This is a genomic window from Streptomyces sp. NPDC001093, assembly GCF_040298985.1.
GTDB lineage: Bacteria > Actinomycetota > Actinomycetes > Streptomycetales > Streptomycetaceae > Streptomyces.
In genome coordinates, this window is record NZ_JBEPBF010000033.1 from 56,435 (window position 1) to 76,798 (window position 20,364).

Here is a 20,364-nt window from a genome sequence, read left to right on the forward strand (position 1 = left end):
GGCGCCAGCGGGTACGGAGGGTGCCGGTGGCCTCGGTGAGGAGGGTGCAGGCCTTGGCGGTGAGGGCCTCGGGGGTGGTCGCGCAGAGCTGGAGGACCAGGTCGGGGGTCTTGTGGGTGAGGTCGTCGCCGGGGAACGGGGGAAGTTCCCGAAGCGGCTCGGGGGCTGTACGGCCCAGGCACGCGGGGAAACCGGGGCCGAACCCAAGGGTCCCGGTGAGCGCGGGGTTCTCGGGGTGCTGGAGGAGGGGGCCAGCGGGTAAGGGTTCGGACGAGGGCCTCGGTGGCCGCTCTGCCGGTCAGGTGGGGGGACTGTAAAGACGCTTGAACCCGTTAGCGGCCAGCAGAGGGGATAACGGGTGTCGCAGCAGGCCAGTCCTCGGGGAACGTTCCTGAAGGTTGCCGACTCGGTTAGGGCTCTGATCGAGGACAACTTGGAGATGACGGAACTGCCTTCCCTAGCTGAGGTCATGCGCGAACACGGTGTCTCGCGCGGCGTCGCCATCCGCGACCTCAGGCGGAAAGTCGCGAGATCTCACGCCGTGACCGGCCGCGGCGAACCGGCCTCCTGACCCGTCGGCAACCCTTGGACGTGCGTAACGGATGCCTGGTCGGCGATGACGTAAGTGTCTCCTCCTCCAACTGGGTGGAGGGCTCGGTGACGTTGGCTTGGGGACCAGCTCCGGGGACCAGTGTCCGGTGCACGGATCTGCCTCGTAGCGTCGGCCGTGGTGAAGATCTGTGCCCAGAGCGAAGATGTCGCCCTCGGGGGACGGGTAGCTGTACGGCAGTGTCCGCAGAGGTCCGGCCGGTGCATCCTGGTCATGGCGTCGACGCGTCTCACGGAGCGTCTGGCATCAGAGCCATGCGCGCGCGTGGGGACCAGTTGGGGACCACACGGTATGCGCGATGGTGCACGAGGGAGCCTTCCACTCACCTCCTGCGTCATGATTAAGTCTGCTATGTCCAGAAAATAGCTTTGACGCTCACTCCTGGGGGTCAAGGGGTCGCAGGTTCAGATCCTGTCGTCCCGACTTGTGAGAGTCGTGGTTCAGGGGTGGTGTCGGAGCAGTCCGGCACCACCCCTTGATCATGTTCGGGCACCGGAGCGCCCGGGGAGCCGTCCTGCTGCGAAGGTCACCGCGGTTCCCGTACGACGGCGACCTCGCCCCGTGGGACCGTCACCGAGTCGTGCAGTTCCTTGCCGGTGAGGAGTTCCGTCGCGCCCGGTCCGATCGGCACCTCCGCGCCCTGCCCGGCGTGGTCGATGACGAACAGGTAGTCCGCCTGCGGGCCGCGCCGGCGGACCACCTCCACGCCGGGCGGGGCCGTACGTACCGGCTCCACGCCCGCCTCGCCCCGTACGCGGCCCAGCAGCGCGGCCAGCGTGGCCGGGTCCGGGAGCGTGGCCAGGTACCAGGCGGTGCCCGTGCCGTGCGGGCGGCGGGTCACCGCGGGGATGCCGGACAGGGGGCCGTCGGCGTACGTGGCGACCGCCTCGGCGCCTTCCAGCCGCAGCCGCTCCGACCACAGCGTGCCCGTCGCCCCGTCCGGCACCGCACCGGAGAGAGCCACCTGCTCGTCGGGCAGCAGCGGGAACGGTTCGTCCGAGCGGACGCCCAGCACCTCGCGGAACGCGCCCGGGTAACCCCCCAGCCGCACATGGCAGTTCTCGTCCACGGCCCCGCTGTGGAAGCCCACGGCGAGGGTGCCGCCGCGCTCGGCGAACGCCGACAGGTTCGCCGCGCCCTCGTCGTCCACCAGGTACAGGCTGGGCGCCAGGACCAGGCGGTAGGCGGACAGGTCAGCCTGCGGTCGCACGAAGTCCACGGGCACACCCGACCGCCACAGCGGCTCGTACCAGGCCCGGACCAGGTCCGCGTAGCGCAGCTCCCCGCTCGGCTGCGAGGGCAGTTCCAGGGCCCAGCGGGCGCCCCAGTCCCAGACGACCGCCACCTCGGCGGGCGAGGTGCTGCCGCGTACCTCTGCCAACGCCCGCAGGTCCGCGCCCAGTTGGACCACGTCCCGCCAGATCCGGCTGTCGGTACCCGCGTGCGGCACCATCGCCGAGTGCCACTGCTCCGCACCCGCCCTCGACTGCCGCCACTGGAAGTACGCGATGCCGTCCGCGCCGCGCGCCACGTGCGCCAGCGCGTTACGGCGCAACTCTCCAGGATTCTTCGCCCGGTTGACGGGCTGCCAGTTCACCGCGCCGGTGGAGTGCTCCATCAGCAGCCATGGGCCGCCCGCCAGGGAGCGGGTGAGGTCGCCGCTCAGCGCGATGTCGATCTGCGACTCCGGGTCGGCGGACATCAGGTAGTGGTCGTTGGAGACGATGTCCAGCTCCGGCGCCCAGCGCCAGTAGTCGAGCGCGTCGAAGTCGAACATCACCATGAAGTTGGTGGTGGCCGGGATCGACGGCGCCGCCGCCCGCAGCACGTCCCGTTCCGCCGTGCACAGCGACAGCAGCTCCTCGGAACAGAACCGGCGCCAGTCCAGCTGGTGCGTCGGGTTGGGTACGGCGCCCGTGGCGCGCGGCGGGAGGATCTCCTCCCAGTCGCCGTACCACTGGCTCCAGAACCTCGTTCCCCAGGCGCCGTTGAGTGCCGCCAGGTCGTGGCCGTAGCGGGCCCGGAGCCAGCGGCGGAACGCGGCCGCGCTGGTGTCGCAGTAGCAGGCCGCGTTGTGGCAGCCGTACTCGTTGTGCACGTGCCACATGCGCACGGCGGGGTGGTCCGCGTACCGCTCGGCGAGCGCGCCCGCGATGCGCAGCGCGGCCTCGCGGTAGGCGGGGGAGGACGGGCAGAAGGTCTGCCGGCTGCCGTAGGAGAGGGTGCGGCCGTCGCGGTCGACCGGCAGCGCCTCCGGGTGGGCGCGGAAGAACCACGCCGGAGGCGCCGCCGTGGGCGTGGCCAGGTCGGCGGCGATGCCGTTCTCGTGCAGGAGTCCGAGGACCTTGTCCAGGTGCGAGAAGTCGTAACGGCCCTCGGACGGTTCCAGCAGCGCCCAGGAGAAGATGCCGACGCTGACCAGGTTCACCCCGGCCTCGCGCATCAGGCGCATGTCCTCGGCCCACACCTCCTCGGGCCACTGCTCGGGGTTGTAGTCGCCGCCGTAGGCCAGGCCGGGGACGGACAGGGTGCGCTTCACTGTGTTCTCTTCGTTCCCTTGAACGTGCGGGCGGGTCAGCCCTTGTTGGAGCCCAGGGTCAGACCGCTGACGAACTGGCGCTGCAGCGCGAAGTAGACGACCAGGGTCGGGATCGCGGTCAGCAGCGAGCCCGCCGCCACCAGGTTGGGGTCGGTGAAGTACTGGCCCGATAGGTTGTTCAGGGCCGAGGTGATCGGCATGTTCTGGCCGGTCGAGATCAGCACCAGCGCCCAGAAGAAGTCGTTGTAGATCCAGATCGACAGCAGGGTCGCCAGGGCCGCCATCGCCGGCTTGCACAGCGGCAGCGTGATCTGCCAGTACAGCCGCCACACCGAGGCACCGTCGACCAGCGCGGCCTCCGTCAGCTCGTGCGGCAGCGAGCGCATGTAGTTGCTCAGCACGAACGCGCAGAACCCGGACTGGAACGCCACATGGATGAGGACCAGGCCGAGCGCGGAGTCGTACAGCTTGCCGCTCTGTGTGATGCCCGGCAGGTTCGTCAGCAGGTACAGCCGGTACAGCGGGGTGATGATGACCTGCTGCGGCAGCAGGTTGCCGGCCGTGAACACCAGCAGGAGGGCGAGGTTCAGGCGGAAGTCGAACCGGGCCACGTAGAACGCCACGCAGGAGGACAGGAACAGCGTCAGCAGCACGGCCGGGATCGCGATGACCAGTGTGTTGCCGAAGTAGTGCAGCATGTCCGACTGCTGATACGCGTTCGTGAAGTTCTCGAACGTCAGCTTGTCCGGCCAGGAGACGTAACCCTTGGCGCTGGTCTCGCTGTACGGCCGCATGGCCGAGAAGATCGCCCACAGCAGCGGCGCCAGCCACGCCAGCGCCGTACCGGCCAGGAAGACGTGCAGCAGGACACGGGCCGGGCGGATCGGCGCACGCCGCTTCAGCGGCAGAGTGGTGCTGCTCATGCGCGCCGCTCCTTCCGGAAGGTGGCGATCAGATAGGGGATGATCACCGCGAGCGAGATCACCAGCAGGACGACCGCGATGGCGGAGCCGTAACCGATGCGGCTGGACTCGCCGATGATGTTGTTGGTGACCAGGATCGACAGCAACTCGGTGCCCTGGGCGCCCTTGTTGAAGACGAAGACCAGGTCGAAGGCGCGCAGCGCCTCGATGATCGTGACGACCAGCACGACCGTGTTGGTCGGGCGCAGGGTCGGGAAGATGACGCTCTTGAACGTCTGCCACTCGTTCGCGCCGTCCAGCGCGGAGGCCTCCCTGAGCGACGGGTCGACACTCTTGAGACCCGCCAGGTACAGGATCATCATGTAGCCGGTGTGCCGCCAGGACGCGGCGATGAGCACCGCCCACAGGTTGAGGTGCGGGTCGCCGATCCAGTCGATGTAGTGGCCCGGCTTGTTGGCGCCGATGATGCTGTTGATCAGGCCCGTGTCCGGGTTGTAGATCAGCTGCCAGACGAAGCCGATGCAGGCCATCGAGATGACGACCGGCAGGAAGAACGCGGTCTGGTAGACCCGGCTGAACCGGATCCGCTTGTCGAGCTGCACGGCCAGGAACAGGCCGAACGGCGTCGGGATCAGGATCAGTACGACGAACCAGATGACGTTGTGCTGGACGGCGGGCCAGAACTGCGGGTTGTCGTTGAAGAGTTGCTTGAAGTTGTCCAGGCCCACCCACTTGATCGAGCCGAACCCGATGCCGTCCCAGGTGGTGAAGGCGAGGAAGATCGAGGCGATGGCCGTGACCCACACCAGGAGCACGTGCAGGATCGTCGGCACGCCCGCCATCAGGGCGAGCGTGAACCGGTCACGGCGGGTCAGCAGGCGGCGATGGCCGTGCGTGGCCCGCGTGCGCGCGGGCGAGGCGCCCGGAGGCGGCACGGCGGCCGCCTCCGGGGTCTGGGTGGTGGTATCGGTCGTCATCGGGCCGCTCACTGGGACGCGAAGATGGTCTTCTTCTGGCGCTCGATGGACGACAGCAGGCTGTCCACGCCCTTGGGGTTCTGCAGGAACTTCTGCAGGCCGGGCTGCATCACCGTGGAGGTGAAGTCGGGCCGGGAGTCGCGGTCCATGAACTGGGTGAGGCTCTTGGCGTTGCCGATCATGTCGAACGCCTTCTTCTGCAGCGCCGAGTACGCGGAGGTGCTGGCCTTGTTCGATGCGGCGACCACGCTCGGGTCGGTCTTGAGGTACAGCTCCTCGGCAGCCGGACTGCCCAGGTACTCCAGCAGCTTCACGACACCGTCGTGGTTCTTCGGGGACTTGCTCACCATGAAACCGTCGGTGGGTGCCTCGACCGTCTCCTGGCCGTACGCGGAGTTGATCTCCGGGAAGGGGAAGAAGTCGAGGTCGTCCAGGTCGGCCTTGTTGGTGAACTGCTGGGCCACGAAGGAACCGAGGAGGTACATGCCGGCCTTCTTCGACACCAGGGTCTGGGCGGCGTCCTCCCAGGTACGGCCCATGAAGCCGTCCTGGTGGTAGGGCAGGATCTCGGCCCAGTGGTCGAAGACGGCCTTCACCTTGGGGTCGGTCCAGGCCGCCTTGCCCGCCATCAGCTGGACGTGGAAGTCGTAGCCGTTGAGGCGGAAGTTGATCTGGTCGAAGGTGCCCATCGCCGGCCAGGCGTCCTTGTCGCCGAAGGCGATCGGGACCAGGCCGTCCTTCTTCATCTGCTTGCACAGCGCGACGAGTTCGTCCCAGGTGGCGGGGACCTTGTAGCCGTGCTGCTGGAAGACGCTCTTGCGGTAGAAGATCGCCCAGGGGTACGTCGTCAGCGGCACGAAGTAGTACTTGCCGTCCTGGCCCTTGCTGAGCTTCTTCATCGCGTCGGGGAAGTTGTCCCCGATCTTCGCCCACACGTCGTCGATCGGCGATGCCAGGCCCTTCGCCGCGAAGAACTGCATGCGGTACCCGGCGAACCAGTTGAACACGTCGTCCGGCGTGCCCTGCAGATACGAGTTGATCTGCTCCTGGAAGGTGTTGTGGTCCTTGGTGTTCACGTCGACCGTGATGCCGTACTGCTTCTTGAAGCCGGCGTACACGCTCGCGAAGGCCTGCTTCGGCACGGCGTCCGAGGCGTTGGAGCCGAGGGTGACGGTCTTCGGGTCCGAGGAGGAACCGCTGCCTCCGCAGGCGGACAGCAGGGGTATGCCGGCCCCGGCGAGCAGGGCGGCACTGCCTGCTCCGCGCAGGACCGAACGACGGCTGGGACCCGGGACGGAGAGACCGGAGGGGGAGAGGCGCATGGCGGCTCCTGAGGAATACAGGGCTCGGTCAAGGGGATGAGTTGATCACCGAAAGGTTTTCGAAACCGATCAGAAACCAACTCGACCGAACATCGTGGGCGTAATAACAGCCCCATGTCCGCTCATGCGTCAATAGGGCGGCCCCTCCTGGGCTGTCTCTTGCCCGAAACGTAATCGTCACCGTTACCTGCGTGTTCACCCGGGCGAAGAGCCGAGAGCCCCCACGGCGCGGGCGGCCGAGGGGGCTGTGTGAACACGGGTGATTCCGCTTCGGGTCCTGACCAGCGGTTCGGGTCCCGCGCCGGCGGTTCAGGTACGGACCAGCAGCTGGAAGTCGAAGGCGTACCGCGACGCCCGGTAGACATGGCTGCCGTACTCCACCGGCCGGCCCGTGACGTCGTACGCGGTGCGCCGCATGGTGAGCAGGGCCGCGCCCTCCCGCTCCTCCAGCAGGGCGCCCTCCTCGGCCGTCGCGCTGCGGGCGCCGATGGACTGGCGGGCGCTGTGCAGCACGATCCCGGCGGACCGCATCATGCGGTACAGCCCCGTCGACTCCAGCTGCCGCGTGGGGAGTTCGAGGAGCGAGGCCGGCAGGTAGTTGCACAGGAACGCCACCGGGCGGCCGTGGGTGCAGCGCAGCCGTTCCAGCACGGTGACCTCCGCGCCCTCCGCGATCCCGAGGGCGGCGGCCAACTCGGCGCCCGCCGGGATGGGTTCGTTGCGCAGCACCCGGGTGGTCGGCTCCTGCCCGGCCGACTCCAGGTCGTCGTAGAGGCTGCTGAGCTCCAGTGGCCGCCTCACCTTGCTGTGCACGACCTGCGTGCCCACCCCGCGACGGCGCACCAGCAGCCCCTTGTCGACCAGGGGCTGGATCGCCTGGCGCACGGTGGGCCGGGACAGGCCGAGGCGTACGGACAGGTCGACCTCGTTGCCCAGGAGGTCGCCGGGGGCCAGCGTGCCGTGTTCGATGGCCGCTTCCAGTTGCCGGGCGAACTGGTAGTACAGGGGCACCGGGCTGGTGCGGTCCAGGGTGAAGCCGAGGGAGTCGAGCGCACGATCACCCGGTGCCGTTCGCTGCGGGGTGCGGTGTACTGGGCTCATGCCTCTCAGGTGTAGGTCCCGGACGGCGCGGGTGTCAATAGTTTGTACTTACATTCGGACCTGCTTCTGAAATGATGTCTTAACAAAGTATTGACAGCAGGCGCCCCCAAGGACTTGGATCCCGTCCCAACGCAACAGCGTCCCTTCCCCGTCACACGCACAGTGAGGTGCAGGAAAGATGGACCGCTCTTCTCCCTCCCGCTCCCGGAGACTGGCCCCGGTGGTGGCGGTCGCCGCCGCGGCGGCCCTGACCCTCGCCGGCTGCGCCAGCAGTCACGGCGGCAAGAAGGCCGAGGAGGCGGCACAGAACGCCTCGGCGGGCAAGGCCAACACCCCGCGCATGACCGTCGCGCTGGTCACGCACCAGGCGCCCGGTGACACCTTCTGGGACACCGTCCGCAAGGGCGCCGAGGCCGCCGCCGCCAAGGACAACATCAAGCTGGTCTACTCCGCCGATCCGAACGCCGGCAACCAGGCGAACCTGGTGCAGAACGCGATCGACCAGAAGGTCGACGGCGTCGCGGTCACCCTGGCCAAGCCGGACGCCATGAAGAGCGTCATCGGCAAGGCGGAACAGTCCGGCATACCGGTGGTGGGCCTGAACTCGGGCCTGAGCGACTGGAAGAAGCTGGGCCTGCTGGAGTTCTTCGGGCAGGACGAGAGCGTGGCCGGCGAGGCGTTCGGCGACAAGCTGAACTCCACCGGTGCCAAGAAGGTCGTCTGTGTCATCCAGGAGCAGGGCAACGTGGGCCTCACCCAGCGCTGCGACGGGGTGCAGAAGACGTTCAAGGGCACCACTGAGACGCTGTATGTGAACGGCACCGACATGCCGTCCGTGAAGTCGACCATCACGGCCAAGCTCAAGCAGGACAGCGCCATCGACACCGTCGTCACCCTGGGCGCCCCGTTCGCCCTCACGGCGGTGCAGTCGCTGAGCGACGCCGGCAGCAAGGCCAAGGTGGCCACCTTCGACCTGAACAAAGACCTGGTGAAGGCCGTCCAGAACGGCTCCATCGAGTTCGCCGTCGACCAGCAGCCCTATCTGCAGGGTTACCTGGCGGTCGACGCACTGTGGCTCTACAAGAACAACGGCAACTACAGCGGCGGCGGGGTCCAGCCGGTGCTGACCGGCCCGGCCTTCGTCGACAAGTCCAACGTCGACAAGGTCGCCGAGTTCGCCGCGAAGGGGACCCGGTGATGAGTATGGCCCAGCAGGCTGAGCCCGCCCTCGGCAGGCCGCCGGCGTCCGGCCCCGAGCAGACCGACGGCCGCACCGCCCGCCGCCCGCTGGTGCTGCGGCTGCTGGCCCGCCCCGAGGTGGGCGTCTTCCTCGGCGCCGCCGCCGTACTGGTCTTCTTCCTGGTCGTCGCGCCCTCGGTCCGCCAGGGCAGCTCGATGGCGACGATCCTCTACCAGTCCTCGACCATCGGGATCATGGCCCTGCCGGTGGCCCTGCTGATGATCGGCGGCGAGTTCGACCTCTCCGCGGGCGTCGCGGTGATCACCTCGGCGCTCACCGCCAGCATGCTCAGCTACCAGCTGACGATGAACGTGTGGACGGGGGTGATCGTCGCGCTGGTCGTGTCGCTGGGGATCGGGTTCTTCAACGGCTGGATGGTGGTGAAGACGGGCCTGCCCAGCTTCCTGATCACCCTGGGCACGTTCCTGATCCTGCAGGGCGTGAACCTGGCCGTGACCAAGCTGGTCACCGGCAACGTGGCCACCGACGACATCAGCGACATGGACGGCTTCGACCAGGCCAGGAAGGTCTTCGCGTCCTCGTTCGACGTCGGCGGGGTCCAGGTGAAGATCACCGTGGTGTGGTGGCTGGTCTTCGCGGCCCTGGCGACCTGGGTGCTGCTGCGCACCCGGTACGGCAACTGGATCTTCGCGGTCGGCGGCAACAAGGAGAGCGCGCGGGCCGTCGGTGTCCCGGTGACCTTCACCAAGATCTCGCTGTTCATGCTGGTCGGGTTCGGCGCCTGGTTCATCGGCATGCACAACCTGTTCTCCTTCAACACCGTGCAGTCCGGCGAGGGCGTCGGCCAGGAGCTGATCTACATCGCGGCGGCCGTCATCGGCGGGTGTCTGCTCACCGGCGGCGCCGGCTCCGCGATCGGCCCGGTCTTCGGCGCGTTCATGTTCGGCATGGTCAACCAGGGCATCGTCTACGCCGGCTGGAACCCCGACTGGTTCAAGGCCTTCCTGGGCGTGATGCTGCTCGGCGCCGTCCTGATCAATCTGTGGGTCCGGCGCACGGCGACGCGGAGGTAGAGCGATGACCGACAACAAGACCCACGGCACCCTTGTCCAGGACACACCGCCCGCCGACGACGGCTTGCTGGTCGAACTGCGCAGGGCCGGCAAGTCCTACGGCAACATCCGCGCCCTGCACGGCGTCGACCTCAAGGTCCACGCCGGTGAGGTCACCTGCGTCCTCGGGGACAACGGTGCGGGCAAGTCCACCCTCATCAAGATCGTGTCGGGGCTGCACCAGCACACCGAGGGCGAGTTCCTCGTCGACGGCGCCCCGGTCCGCTTCTCCAGCCCGCGCGAGGCCCTCGACCGCGGTATCGCGACCGTCTACCAGGACCTGGCCACGGTGCCGTTGATGCCGGTGTGGCGCAACTTCTTCCTCGGCTCGGAGATGACCAAGGGCCCGTGGCCGGTCCGCCGCCTGGACATCGCGGCGATGAAGAAGACCGCGGACGAGGAACTGCGCCGCATGGGCATCGTCCTGGACGACCTGGAACAGCCCATCGGTACCCTCTCCGGCGGCCAGCGCCAGTGCGTGGCCATCGCCCGTGCCGTCCACTTCGGTGCCCGGGTCCTGATCCTGGACGAGCCCACCGCCGCCCTGGGCGTGAAGCAGTCCGGGGTCGTGCTGAAGTACATCGCCGCCGCCCGCGACCGCGGCCTCGGCGTCATCTTCATCACCCACAACCCCCACCACGCCTACATGGTCGGCGACCACTTCAGCGTCCTGCGCCTGGGCACCCTGGAGCTGTCCGCCTCCCGCACCGAGGTCAGCCTGGAGGAACTGACCAACCACATGGCCGGCGGCGCCGAACTCGCCGCCCTCAAGCACGAACTGGCCCAGGTACGCGGCGTCGACACCGACGAACTACCCGAGGAGGAGGACCTCACCGCACCCGTCGCGCCCTCCCCGGAAGGAACCCCCTGACCATGGCCACCCCCACCCCGCTGGACCGGATCCGGGTCGGCTCGGCCCCCGACTCCTGGGGCGTCTGGTTCCCCGACGACCCGCGGCAGGTGCCCTGGGAACGCTTCCTGGACGAGGTGTCCCAGGCCGGCTACGAGTGGATCGAACTCGGCCCCTACGGCTACCTCCCCACCGACCCGGCGCGGCTCGGCGACGAGGTGGCCCGGCGGAACCTGAAGGTCTCCGCCGGCACGGTCTTCACCGGCATGCACCGCGGCCCGTCCGTCTGGGCGGAGACGTGGGCACATGTCAGCCAGGTCGCCGCGCTCACCCAGGCGATGGGCGCGCGGCACCTGGTGGTCATCCCCTCCTTCTGGCGGGACGACAGGACCGCCGAGATCCTGGAGCCGCCCGAGCTGACCGCCGAGCAGTGGGCGCACCTGACCAAGGGCATGGAACGGCTCGGCCACGAGGTCAAGGAGACGTACGGCCTGGACATCGTGGTCCACCCGCACGCCGACACCCACATCGACACCGAGGACCACGTCGAGCGCTTCCTGGACTCGACCGACACCGACCTGGTCAACCTCTGCCTGGACACCGGGCACTACGCCTACTGCGGCGGGGACAGCGTCAAGCTCATCGAGACCTACGGCGAGCGCATCGGCTATCTGCACCTCAAGCAGGTCGACCCGGACGTCCTCGCCGAGGTGATCGCCGACGAGGTGCCGTTCGGGCCGGCGGTGCAGCGCGGCGTGATGTGCGAACCGCCCTCCGGCGTGCCCGAACTGGGGCCCGTCCTGGAGGCCGCGCAGGGGCTGGGCGTGGAGCTGTTCGCGATCGTCGAGCAGGACATGTATCCCTGCGAGCCGGACCGGCCCCTGCCGATCGCGGTGCGGACCCGGAGGTTCCTGCGGTCCTGCGGGGCCTGACAGGATTGGGCCAGGAGGCGGCCGGGAACCAACCGGTGGCACGCGGGCGTTGTGTACGACGACGGGGGCGCCCGCGAACACGGGAGGACCAGATGACTCACCGCACCGAACCCCGGAAGACGGCCCGGGACGCGACCGACCCGGTGACGCTGCGCCGCGACCGCTTCGGCACGCTGCCCGATCGGATACGCCCCGAGGACATGGTCGAGACCAAGCCGGCCACCCTGCCCGACCCGGCGCGCGACACGTACAACCCCGACGAGTGGCTGATCCGTTACTGCGGCTGAGACACGGGTACGGCCACCGCGGCTGGGACACGGTTACGGCGCCGGGCACCTCCGCCCGGCGCCTCCCGCATGTCTCAGAGCTTCCGCACCTCCGCGAGCGTCACCGGCCGGTGCTCCTGGAGGGACAGGGTGCAGGCCTCGGCGATCCAGCCTGCCTCCAGGGCGTCCTCGACGGTGCAGGGGGAGGGGCGGGTGCCGGCCACGACCTCGGTGAACGCGGTGAGTTCGGCGCGGTAGGCGTCGGTGAAGCGGTCCATGAAGAAGTCGTGCGGGGTGCCGGACGGGAAGGTCACGCCGGGCTCGACCGAGCGCAGCGGGAGCTTGTCGTCCAGGCCGACGGCGATGGAGTCGGCGAAGCCGTGGAGCTCCATGCGGACGTCGTAACCCCGGGCGTTGTGGCGGGAGTTGGAGACCACCGCGATGGTGTCGTCGTCCAGGGTGAGGATCGCGCCGGTGGTGTCCGCGTCGCCCGCCGCCTCGATGTAGTCGGCGCCCCGGTTGCCCCCGACCGCGTACACCTCGGTGACCTCGCGGCCCGTCACCCAGCGGATGATGTCGAAGTCGTGCACGGAACAGTCCCGGAAGATGCCCCCGGAGGCGGCGATGTACGCGGCCGGCGGCGGCGCCGGGTCCAACGTCGTGGAGCGGACCGTGTGCAGCTTGCCCAGTTCGCCCGCCTGTACGGCGGCGCGCGCGGCGGTGAAGCCCGCGTCGAAGCGGCGGTTGTAACCGATCTGGATCGGCACGTCGCTGTCGCGCACGGCCTTCAGCACCTCGACACCCTCCGCCATGGTGCGGGCGACCGGCTTCTCGCAGAAGACGGGGACACCGGCCTCGACGCCGGCCCGGATCAGCGCCGGGTGGGCGTCCGTGGCCGCCGCGACGACCAGGCCGTCCACCCCGGCCGCGAGCAGCGCCTCCGGCGAGTCCGCGACCTCGGCGCCGAACCGCTCGGCGGCGGCCTTGGCGGCGTACGCGAACGGGTCGGCGACGACGAGCGCCTCGACGGCGTCCAGTCCGGACAGGGTCTCGGCGTGGAAGGCGCCGATGCGGCCGAGGCCGAGGATTCCGATACGCATGGTGCTCCTTGAGTACGACTGTTCCGTCAGGGAGGTCGGTCGAGGGTGCCGAGGACGTTCCGGTCCCAGTCGATCACCGACCCCGTGACCACCCCTGACCGGCCGGACAGCAGCAAGACCACGAAGTCGGCGATCTCGTCCGGTTGGCCCAGCGTGCCCGTCGGCAGCTGCGCAGCGGACTGCTCGCGCCAGTCCTCGCCGGTGCAGTGGAAGGCCTTTCCGTCACCGAGGCGGCGTGCGGGTGGTCCACGAGGCGGGTCGTCCGGTCGGTCTGGGCGCGGAAGGCGGCCAGGTCGCAGTCCTGCCCGGACGGCCAGGCACGTCCTGGCACGGAGGCGGCGGACATCGGCGTCCTTTCGATCACGGCTTTCGGCCACGGCGACGACGCGGCCCTGTCATTCTTGTCATGACAAACCCCTCGAACAACCAGCAGTCAGCCATCAAAAACCCCTCAAGGAGCCGGCCCATGGGCCACCCGTTCCCGATCCGGGAGATCGCACGTCAGGCGGGCCTCAGCGAGGCCACGGTGGACCGTGTCCTCAACGGCAGGGGAGGAGTACGTGAGAGCACCGCGCAGGAGGTGCACCGGGCCATCGCCGACCTCGACCGGCAGCGCACCCAGGTGCGGCTGGTCGGCCGTACCTTCATGGTCGACATCGTGGTGCAGGCACCGGAGCGGTTCAGCACCGCCGTGCGCGCCGCCCTGGAGGCCGAACTGCCGTCCCTGCACCCGGCCGTGGTCCGCTCACGCTTCCACTTCCGCGAGACCGGTCCGGCCGCAGAGCAGGTCAGGACGCTGGACCGGATCGCCCGGCGCGGCTCCCAGGGCGTGATCCTCAAGGCGCCCGACGTCCCCGAGGTCACCGCCGCCGTGGGCCGGCTCACCGCGGCCGGCATCCCGGTCGTCACCCTGGTCACCGACCTGCCCGCCAGCGGCCGGATCGGCTACGTCGGCAGCGACAACCGGGCCGCCGGCGCCACCGCCGCCTATCTGACGGGCCAGTGGCTCGGCGACCGGCCCGGCCATGTCCTCACCAGCCTGAGCAGCGGCTTCTTCCGCAACGAGGAGGAGCGCGAGATGGGGTTCCGGAGCGTGATGCGGACCCGGCATCCGGAGCGCACCCTGGTGGAGATCACCGAGGGACAGGGCCTGGACGCCACCCAGTACGACCTGGTCCGCGCCGCCCTGGAACGGGACCCGGAGATCCGGGCCGTGTACTCCATCGGCGGCGGCAACAACGCCACCCTGCGCGCCTTCGCCGACCTCGGCCGTGCCTGCGCGGTGTTCATCGCCCACGACCTCGATCACGACAACACGCGACTGCTGCGCGAGCACCGGCTGTCCGCCGTGCTCCACCACGACCTGCGCCAGGACATGCGGGAGGCCTGCCACCTCGTGATGCGGGCGCACGGCGCGCTGCCTCCGGCCGGCCCGCCGACGCTGTCCGCGATCCAGGTCGTCACGCCGTACAACCTGCCCGCGCAGGCGGCCGAGTGAAGGGGGACCCGGTGACCCGCACCGAGCACACGGAGATCCAGGGCACACCGCTGGTCGCGACCCTCGTACCGGGTGGCGAGATCGGGCTGCTGGCCCTGCACGGCAGCAACGAAGGGGGTACGGCCGAACTCGCGGACCTCGTGGCGCGCCGCTGCGGCGCCACCAGCCTCGTCTTCACCCAGCCGGGGGTACGGCAGCCCGTGCACATCCCGTCCCCGCTCATGGCGGCCGACCACTGCGCACTCCTGCGGGAGTTCCTGGACCGGGTCTCCCTCACCGTCTCCCTGCACGGCCACATGCGGCCCGAGGCACCGCACACCGTCTTCCTCGGCGGCCGCAACCGGGCCGCGGCCCGCGTCCTCGCCGAGGCACTGGCCGCCGGGGCCCGGGACTTCCCGGCCGTCACCGACCTGGCCGCCATCCCGGCCGACCTGCGCGGCGTGCATCCCAGGAACCCGGTCAACCTGACCCGCCTCGGCGGAGTCCAGGTGGAACTGCCGCTCTCGGCCCGGACGAGCGGGCGAGCGGACGTCCCGCCGGAGAAGGTGGTCGCGGCGCTGACCGCCGGCGTCAAGGGGCTGAGCGCCTGACGGAGGACCGGTGGCACCCCGGCCGCGCCCCGCCTCACAGGTTGATCGCGTACGCCTTGCGCAGCGTCTCGTGCACGGTCCACGTCGTACGGTCGCCCGCGCGCAGCACCGCCATGTCGCCCGGCCCCACCTCGAGCGTCGGCCCGTCCTCGACCTCGACCGTCGCCGAACCGCTGATCACGACGAACAGTTCGTCCGCCTCCGTGTCGGTGACGACGCCTGGCGTGATCTGCCAGATCCCACGGATCTGCCGTCCGTCCGGGGACTCCCAGACCACCTTCCCGGTGACCTCGGGGGAGCCGGAGACGATCTGTTCCCGGTCGAGGGGCTCGGGTTCGAGGCCGGCGTCGGGGATGTGGAGCGCGAAGCTGTGCGTCATGCGGCGAGCCTAGCCAGCGCCGAGCCGCGCCGGAGTCGACAGTGTGTGGAGCATCGGGGCTGGTGGGAGGACACTTCGTCATCCCGCGCGGACTGGCGGGGCGGCGCCGCACGGGTGATCGTGGGGACCATGGCTGACTCCACGGCGGTCGGCACGGCACCGCCCCGGCAGCACGACACACGTGAGGCCGTCCTGTTCGGCGGTGTGTACGGCGCCGTCCTCGCCAGCTCGATGGTGGCGGCGCTCACCCAGTACGGCCGTACGACAGCCGCCGGCCGCCGCTACGACGCCGTGTGGCTCCTGGTGACCGCTTTCGCCTCCGCCCTCGCGCACGGCTACGCCCACTACATCGCCGAACGCGCCCCGCACCGCCGTTGGGACGTGCTGCGCACGCTGCGGGACGAGTGGCCGCTGGTCACGGCCGTGCTGCCCACGGTCTTCCTGCTCGCGGGCGCGGGCTGGGGCTGGTGGTCACCGAACGGCGTCCAGTACCCGGCGTTCGCCCTCAACATCGTGATCCTTTTCGTCCTCGGCCTGATCACCGCCCGCTGGTCCGCCCGGAGTTGGCCCATGGCGGTCCTCATGGGCGCCGGGGACGCGTTGCTCGGGGTGATCGTGGTGGTGGCGAACGCGCTCATCAAGTAGGCGGTGCCCGGCCTCAGCGGCCGGTGCGCACCCCGTCCAGCGCGATGGCGAGAACCCGGTCGCGCTGGGCGTCGTCGTCGAAGGCCGTGGCCGTGATGCCGGCGACCATCCGCAGCAGGTCGGTGAAGTCCATGTCCGCGCGGGCCACGCCCGCCCGCTGGGCGCGCTCCAGCAGCGGGCCTCCGGCGGCGTACATCGAGTCGCGGCAGGCCTGGAAGATCTCCGACTCGTCGTTGAGTGCCTCGCGCACCGCGCGCTTGGTGACCATGTAGCCGGCGAACCGGTCCAGCCAGGCGGTCAGCGCCTCCCACGGCTCCAGGTCCGCGACCTCCACGGCCGCCCGGCACAGGGCGTTGACCTCGTCGGCGTAGACGCTCTCGAAGAGGTCGCGGCGGGTGGGGAAGTTCCGGTAGAGCGTGCCGATGCCGACGCCCGCGCGGCGGGCGATGTCCTCCAGGGAGGCGTCGGAGCCGTGCTCGGCGAACGCCTCGCGGGCGGCGTCGAGCAGGGCGTCGTAGTTGCGGGCGGCGTCCTTGCGGTGCGGGCGGCGGGCCGCCACGATCTCGCCGACGGGGAAGGGCGTGGCCGTCACTGGTGCCTCCCAGGGGAATCGATGAACCGGAGGAATGCATCCGGTTCGGTTGAACCGGAGGGCTACCTCCGCTAGAGTGGAGGGGCGCCTCCACTTTAGCACTGCGGGGGCGCCACCGCCGTGGGCGGACATGCCCCGGCACGACGCCCCCTTCGCCCGTCACAGCACTCCCACTCGGAGAGGCCCTCCCATGCCCCGCACGTCCACCCGCCTCACCTTCGCGGTCCTCGCGACCGGTGCGGGCGTGTTCTCCATGCTCCAGTCGCTGATCGCGCCGGCCCTGCCGACCGTCCAGCACGCCCTGCACGCCTCCCAGTCGACCGCGACCTGGGTGATGACCGCCTATCTGCTGTCCGCCTCGGTCTTCACCCCGATCCTCGGCCGGGTTGGCGACCTCGTCGGCAAGAAACGCACGCTCGTCGGCGTCCTGCTCGCCGTCCTCGCCGGCTGTCTCGTCGCCGCGCTCGCCCCGGACATCGGTGTCCTCATCGTCGCCCGGGTCGTCCAGGGCGTCGGCGGTGCCCTGTTCCCGCTGTCCTTCGGCATCATCCGCGACGAGTTCGCGCCCGCCGAGGTGAGCGGCAGCATCAGCAACCTCTCCGCGGTCATCGCCGCGGGCGGCGGGGTCGGCATGGTGGCCGCCGGACCGATCGTCTCCGCGCTCGACTACCGCTGGCTCTTCTGGATCCCCGTGGCGATCGTCGCCGCGACGGTCCTGATCGCCGTGGCCTACGTCCCCGAGTCACCCAAGCGGGCCCAGGGGAAGGTCAGTTGGTACGGCGCCGTGCTGCTCTCCGCGTGGCTGGTGGCCCTGCTGCTGCCGCTGAGCCAGGCCGGGCAGTGGGGCTGGGGCTCGCCGAAGGTGCTCGGCCTGTTCGCCGCCGCCGTCGTGCTGTTCGCCCTGTGGCTCACGGCCGAGGCCCGCTCCCGCACCCCGCTCATCGATCTGCGTGTGATGCGGCTGCCCGCGGTGTGGACGACCAACGCCGCCGCCCTGCTCTTCGGCGCGGGCATGTACGCGATCTGGTCCTTCCTGCCGGGCTTCGTCCAGACGCCGGCCGCGGCCGGCTACGGCTTCGGGGCGAGCGTCACCGCCTCCGGTCTCCTCATGCTCCCGATGCTGCTGGCGATGTTCGTCTCCGGCGTCCTCTCGGGCCGTCTCGAGCCCCGCGTCGGCGCCAAGGCGCTCCTCACCACCGGTGCCGCACTGGGCGCGCTGGCCTGCGGATTCCTCACCCTCTGGCACGACGCCCAGTGGCAGATAGCCGTGGTGGCGGGGCTGTTCGGCCTCGGCATCGGACTGGCCTTCGCCTCCATGGCCAACCTCGTCGTCGGCAGCGTCCCGCGCGAGCAGACCGGCGCCGCGACCGGTATGAACGCCAACATCCGCACCATCGGCGGCTCCATCGGCGCCGCGCTCACCAGCGTCCTGGTCACCGGCCGCCTCCAGCCCTCCGGCCTGCCCTACGCCTCCGGCTACACCCACGGCTGGACCCTGCTCGCCCTCCTCTGCCTGGCCGCGGCCGGCGCCGCCCTCCTCGTCCCGGCCCGCCGCCCCACCCGTACGACGATCCCCGCCGCGGCGGGTGCGGCACAGGCACCCGCCCAGGTGCGGTAGTGTTGACCTGCGTGATCACGCGGGACACCCCGGGTGAGACCGCAACGGGACGTGGCGCAGCTTGGTAGCGCACTTGACTGGGGGTCAAGGGGTCGCAGGTTCAAATCCTGTCGTCCCGACTTGCGACGTAGCAGGTCAGAGGCCGTATCGGACATCCGATACGGCCTCTTGTGCGATCCCGGGGACCATGTGGGGACGAGCACTCTCGACTGCGGGTCTCGGCGCTCAGGCTCCCAGTGAGGGGATTTTGGCGGCGATGACGTCCGTGCGCTCGAGCGTGGGCGGATGGGCGAAGTGCTCGAGTGCTTCAGCCAGTCGGGTCCGTCCTGCCTCCAGGTGTGCCTGGCGGTCGGCCTCGCCGGGGAAGGCGTCGACGACCGCGTAGATCCCCGGCCCCAGGCGGAGTGCCAGCCAGACGACGGTGCCGGACTCGGCCTCGACGTGCGCAAGGGCCGCCTTCAACTGGGCCTCCACTGCCGCCTCGTGGCCCGGTTCGGCTTCTATGCGCACGAACAGTCCCACATTGACCATGGCTTCTCTCCAGTCGGTGTCGTTGTTCCGCCCGTCCGCGGCCTGAGGCCGCGGACAGGACCGCCCTCGTGGCATTCGTGGGCGGTCGCACCTGAGAGCCGCGGCAGGTCCCGGAGTGTGACATCCGGCCGGGCGAGTGTGGACCCACGCTCGTCGTCCTGGACACCCTCACCGGCCCTGGACGGACGGCCGGACCTCGGGCAGGGCTGCCGGCAAGGCTCCGCGGCCCCGGGAGCCGACGAGCGGGGGCACACCGTGCGCTCCGTCCCGTGTGGGTTCAAGCTGGAGACAGATCTCCATACGGGCACCGGCTCCGCTCCAGGCCGGGCCGGTGGCGCCCGACGTGTGAAGGCGAGGGAGAACGATCATGCGGGTGGGAGTGCTGACCGGGGGTGGCGACTGCCCTGGTCTCAATGCGGTGATCCGCAGTGTCGTACGCAAAGGCGCGCAGGAACACGCCTGGAAGTTCGTGGGGATCGTCGACGGCTGGGCCGGCGCGGTCAAGGACGTGACCATGTCCTTGGACGTCCCGGCCGTGCGCGGAATCCTTCCGCTCGGCGGCACGATTCTCGGCTCCTCTCGCACCAACCCCCTCCGGCTCGAGGACGGCATCGACCGCATCAAGAACACCCTCGGCGCCCACAAGATCGATGCCCTGGTCGTCATCGGCGGCGAGGACACGCTCAGCGTCGCGACCGCACTGTCCGACGCGGGGATCAACCTGGTCGGCGTGCCCAAGACCATCGACAACGACGTGGGCGGCACCGACTACACCTTCGGCTTCGACACCGCCGTCAGCATCGCGACCGAGGCCATCGACCGCCTCCACACCACCGCGGAGTCCCACAAGCGCACACTCGTCGTCGAAGTGATGGGACGCCACTCCGGGTGGATCGCTCTGCACGCCGGCGTCGCCGGGGGCGCGAATGCCATCCTCATCCCGGAAGTGGAGTTCGATCTCGACCAGGTGTGCGCCTGGGTGGAGAAACGCTTCGAGATCAACTACGCGCCGATCGTCGTCGTGGCCGAGGGAGCCGTTCCCAGGGCCGGACAGATGGTGGTCAAGGACGAGTCGCGCGACGAGTTCGGGCACGTGCGCCTGTCCGGGATCGGTGACTGGCTGGCCCGGCAGGTCGAGCACCACACGGAGAAGGAGGCCCGCACGACCGTTCTCGGCCACGTCCAGCGTGGTGGCACGCCGAGTGCATACGACCGGTGGCTCGCCACACGCTTCGGCCTGCACGCCGTGGACGCGGTCCGGGACGGCGACTTCGGCACGATGATGGCTCTGCGCGGCACGGACATCACACGGATCCCGCTCGCTGACGCGACGAAGGCGACCAAACGGGTCCCGCAAGAGCTGTACACGGAGTTCGACGTTTTCTTCGGTACCTGACGCTGCCACGTGGTGGCGTTCGGCACGGCAAGCATCCGCAGGTCCCGGTGCCGTGCTGCCGCAGACCGGTGGGGGGGGGGGGGGCGGAGGTGTCCAGAGCACCCGCGCCGGCGAGGGGGGGGGGGGGGGGTGCGACGCCGCGGCCCGCCCGGGGGCCGGCGGGGGGGTGGGCCACGCAAGAT

Annotated in this window: 19 protein-coding genes, 1 tRNA gene and 2 pseudogenes; 11 read left to right on the plus strand and 11 right to left on the minus strand. The window is 69.9% G+C overall.

Features of this window, described 5'->3' with window-relative positions; all coding sequences use genetic code 11:
* Positions 1 to 10: 10 nt before the first annotated feature.
* From ABT288_RS18815 to ABT288_RS18840, 6 genes and pseudogenes are all read right to left on the minus strand, one after another.
* Positions 11 to 214 (minus strand): annotated as a pseudogene (locus tag ABT288_RS18815) (Dyp-type peroxidase domain-containing protein); the annotation flags it as partial.
* 922 nt (positions 215 to 1,136) lie between these two features.
* Positions 1,137 to 3,149: a beta-galactosidase gene (locus ABT288_RS18820; protein ID WP_351608731.1), complete on the minus strand. Its 2,013-nt coding sequence runs from the start codon at positions 3,147 to 3,149 to the stop codon at positions 1,137 to 1,139.
* 35 nt (positions 3,150 to 3,184) lie between these two features.
* Entirely contained in the window at positions 3,185 to 4,072 is an 888-nt protein-coding gene (locus tag ABT288_RS18825; protein WP_351608734.1) for a carbohydrate ABC transporter permease, read from the minus strand.
* Positions 4,069 to 5,049 carry a carbohydrate ABC transporter permease gene (locus ABT288_RS18830; RefSeq protein WP_351608737.1) on the minus strand — a complete coding sequence of 327 codons (981 nt, stop codon included), beginning with the start codon at positions 5,047 to 5,049 and terminating at the stop codon, positions 4,069 to 4,071. Before ABT288_RS18830 ends, ABT288_RS18825 begins: the two co-directional genes overlap by 4 nt.
* 8 nt (positions 5,050 to 5,057) lie before the next feature.
* Entirely contained in the window at positions 5,058 to 6,371 is a 1,314-nt protein-coding gene (locus tag ABT288_RS18835; RefSeq protein ID WP_351608740.1) for an ABC transporter substrate-binding protein, read from the minus strand.
* A 309-nt stretch (positions 6,372 to 6,680) separates the two neighbouring features.
* A complete protein-coding gene (locus tag ABT288_RS18840) occupies positions 6,681 to 7,472 on the minus strand; it encodes a GntR family transcriptional regulator (protein ID WP_351608742.1) in 792 nt (263 codons plus the stop codon).
* A gap of 178 nt (positions 7,473 to 7,650) precedes the next feature.
* Between ABT288_RS18840 and ABT288_RS18845 the strand changes: the two genes are divergently transcribed.
* From ABT288_RS18845 to ABT288_RS18865, 5 genes are all read left to right on the plus strand, one after another.
* Entirely contained in the window at positions 7,651 to 8,670 is a 1,020-nt protein-coding gene (locus ABT288_RS18845) for a sugar ABC transporter substrate-binding protein (RefSeq protein ID WP_351608745.1), read from the plus strand.
* Positions 8,670 to 9,746, plus strand: coding sequence for an ABC transporter permease (locus ABT288_RS18850; protein WP_351608748.1), 1,077 nt, complete (start codon positions 8,670 to 8,672; stop codon positions 9,744 to 9,746). The genes ABT288_RS18845 and ABT288_RS18850 overlap by 1 nt, the downstream gene beginning before the upstream one ends.
* Before the next feature lie 4 nt (positions 9,747 to 9,750).
* Positions 9,751 to 10,656, plus strand: a complete 906-nt coding sequence (locus ABT288_RS18855) for an ATP-binding cassette domain-containing protein (protein ID WP_351608751.1) — start codon at positions 9,751 to 9,753, stop codon at positions 10,654 to 10,656.
* Positions 10,657 to 10,658: 2 nt separating this feature from the next.
* The gene (locus ABT288_RS18860; RefSeq protein ID WP_351608754.1) at positions 10,659 to 11,567 is read left to right on the plus strand and encodes a sugar phosphate isomerase/epimerase family protein; all 909 of its coding nucleotides are present in this window, start codon (positions 10,659 to 10,661) and stop codon (positions 11,565 to 11,567) included.
* 92 nt (positions 11,568 to 11,659) lie between these two features.
* Positions 11,660 to 11,854: a hypothetical protein gene (locus ABT288_RS18865; RefSeq protein ID WP_351608757.1), complete on the plus strand. Its 195-nt coding sequence runs from the start codon at positions 11,660 to 11,662 to the stop codon at positions 11,852 to 11,854.
* 74 nt (positions 11,855 to 11,928) lie between these two features.
* On the opposite strand, the gene ABT288_RS18870 is transcribed toward ABT288_RS18865, so the two are convergent.
* Positions 11,929 to 12,933 carry a Gfo/Idh/MocA family protein gene (locus ABT288_RS18870; RefSeq protein WP_351608759.1) on the minus strand — a complete coding sequence of 335 codons (1,005 nt, stop codon included), beginning with the start codon at positions 12,931 to 12,933 and terminating at the stop codon, positions 11,929 to 11,931.
* 26 nt (positions 12,934 to 12,959) lie between these two features.
* Positions 12,960 to 13,151 (minus strand): annotated as a pseudogene (locus ABT288_RS18875) (SDR family oxidoreductase); the annotation flags it as partial.
* A gap of 248 nt (positions 13,152 to 13,399) precedes the next feature.
* On the opposite strand from ABT288_RS18875, the gene ABT288_RS18880 reads away from it, so the two are divergent.
* Positions 13,400 to 14,431 carry a LacI family DNA-binding transcriptional regulator gene (locus ABT288_RS18880; RefSeq protein WP_351608761.1) on the plus strand — a complete coding sequence of 344 codons (1,032 nt, stop codon included), beginning with the start codon at positions 13,400 to 13,402 and terminating at the stop codon, positions 14,429 to 14,431.
* An 11-nt stretch (positions 14,432 to 14,442) separates the two neighbouring features.
* Positions 14,443 to 15,021 (plus strand): poly-gamma-glutamate hydrolase family protein, encoded by a 579-nt coding sequence (locus ABT288_RS18885; RefSeq protein WP_351608764.1) that lies wholly within the window; start codon positions 14,443 to 14,445, stop codon positions 15,019 to 15,021.
* Positions 15,022 to 15,055: 34 nt separating this feature from the next.
* Here ABT288_RS18885 and ABT288_RS18890 read toward each other — a convergent pair whose 3' ends face one another.
* Positions 15,056 to 15,400, minus strand: coding sequence for a cupin domain-containing protein (locus ABT288_RS18890; protein WP_351608766.1), 345 nt, complete (start codon positions 15,398 to 15,400; stop codon positions 15,056 to 15,058).
* 129 nt (positions 15,401 to 15,529) lie between these two features.
* Between ABT288_RS18890 and ABT288_RS18895 the strand changes: the two genes are divergently transcribed.
* Positions 15,530 to 16,045, plus strand: coding sequence for a hypothetical protein (locus tag ABT288_RS18895; protein ID WP_351608769.1), 516 nt, complete (start codon positions 15,530 to 15,532; stop codon positions 16,043 to 16,045).
* 13 nt (positions 16,046 to 16,058) lie between these two features.
* On the opposite strand, the gene ABT288_RS18900 is transcribed toward ABT288_RS18895, so the two are convergent.
* Positions 16,059 to 16,637, minus strand: coding sequence for a TetR/AcrR family transcriptional regulator (locus ABT288_RS18900; protein WP_351608772.1), 579 nt, complete (start codon positions 16,635 to 16,637; stop codon positions 16,059 to 16,061).
* Positions 16,638 to 16,827: 190 nt separating this feature from the next.
* On the opposite strand from ABT288_RS18900, the gene ABT288_RS18905 reads away from it, so the two are divergent.
* Positions 16,828 to 18,255, plus strand: coding sequence for an MFS transporter (locus ABT288_RS18905; protein WP_351608775.1), 1,428 nt, complete (start codon positions 16,828 to 16,830; stop codon positions 18,253 to 18,255).
* A gap of 45 nt (positions 18,256 to 18,300) precedes the next feature.
* Positions 18,301 to 18,374, plus strand: a tRNA-Pro gene (locus ABT288_RS18910).
* A gap of 106 nt (positions 18,375 to 18,480) precedes the next feature.
* On the opposite strand, the gene ABT288_RS18915 is transcribed toward ABT288_RS18910, so the two are convergent.
* Positions 18,481 to 18,786, minus strand: a complete 306-nt coding sequence (locus ABT288_RS18915; RefSeq protein WP_351608778.1) for a putative quinol monooxygenase — start codon at positions 18,784 to 18,786, stop codon at positions 18,481 to 18,483.
* Between the two features lie 367 nt (positions 18,787 to 19,153).
* On the opposite strand from ABT288_RS18915, the gene ABT288_RS18920 reads away from it, so the two are divergent.
* On the plus strand, positions 19,154 to 20,182 hold the full coding sequence (locus tag ABT288_RS18920) for a 6-phosphofructokinase (RefSeq protein ID WP_351608780.1): 1,029 nt from the start codon (positions 19,154 to 19,156) through the stop codon (positions 20,180 to 20,182).
* Positions 20,183 to 20,364: the final 182 nt, after the last annotated feature.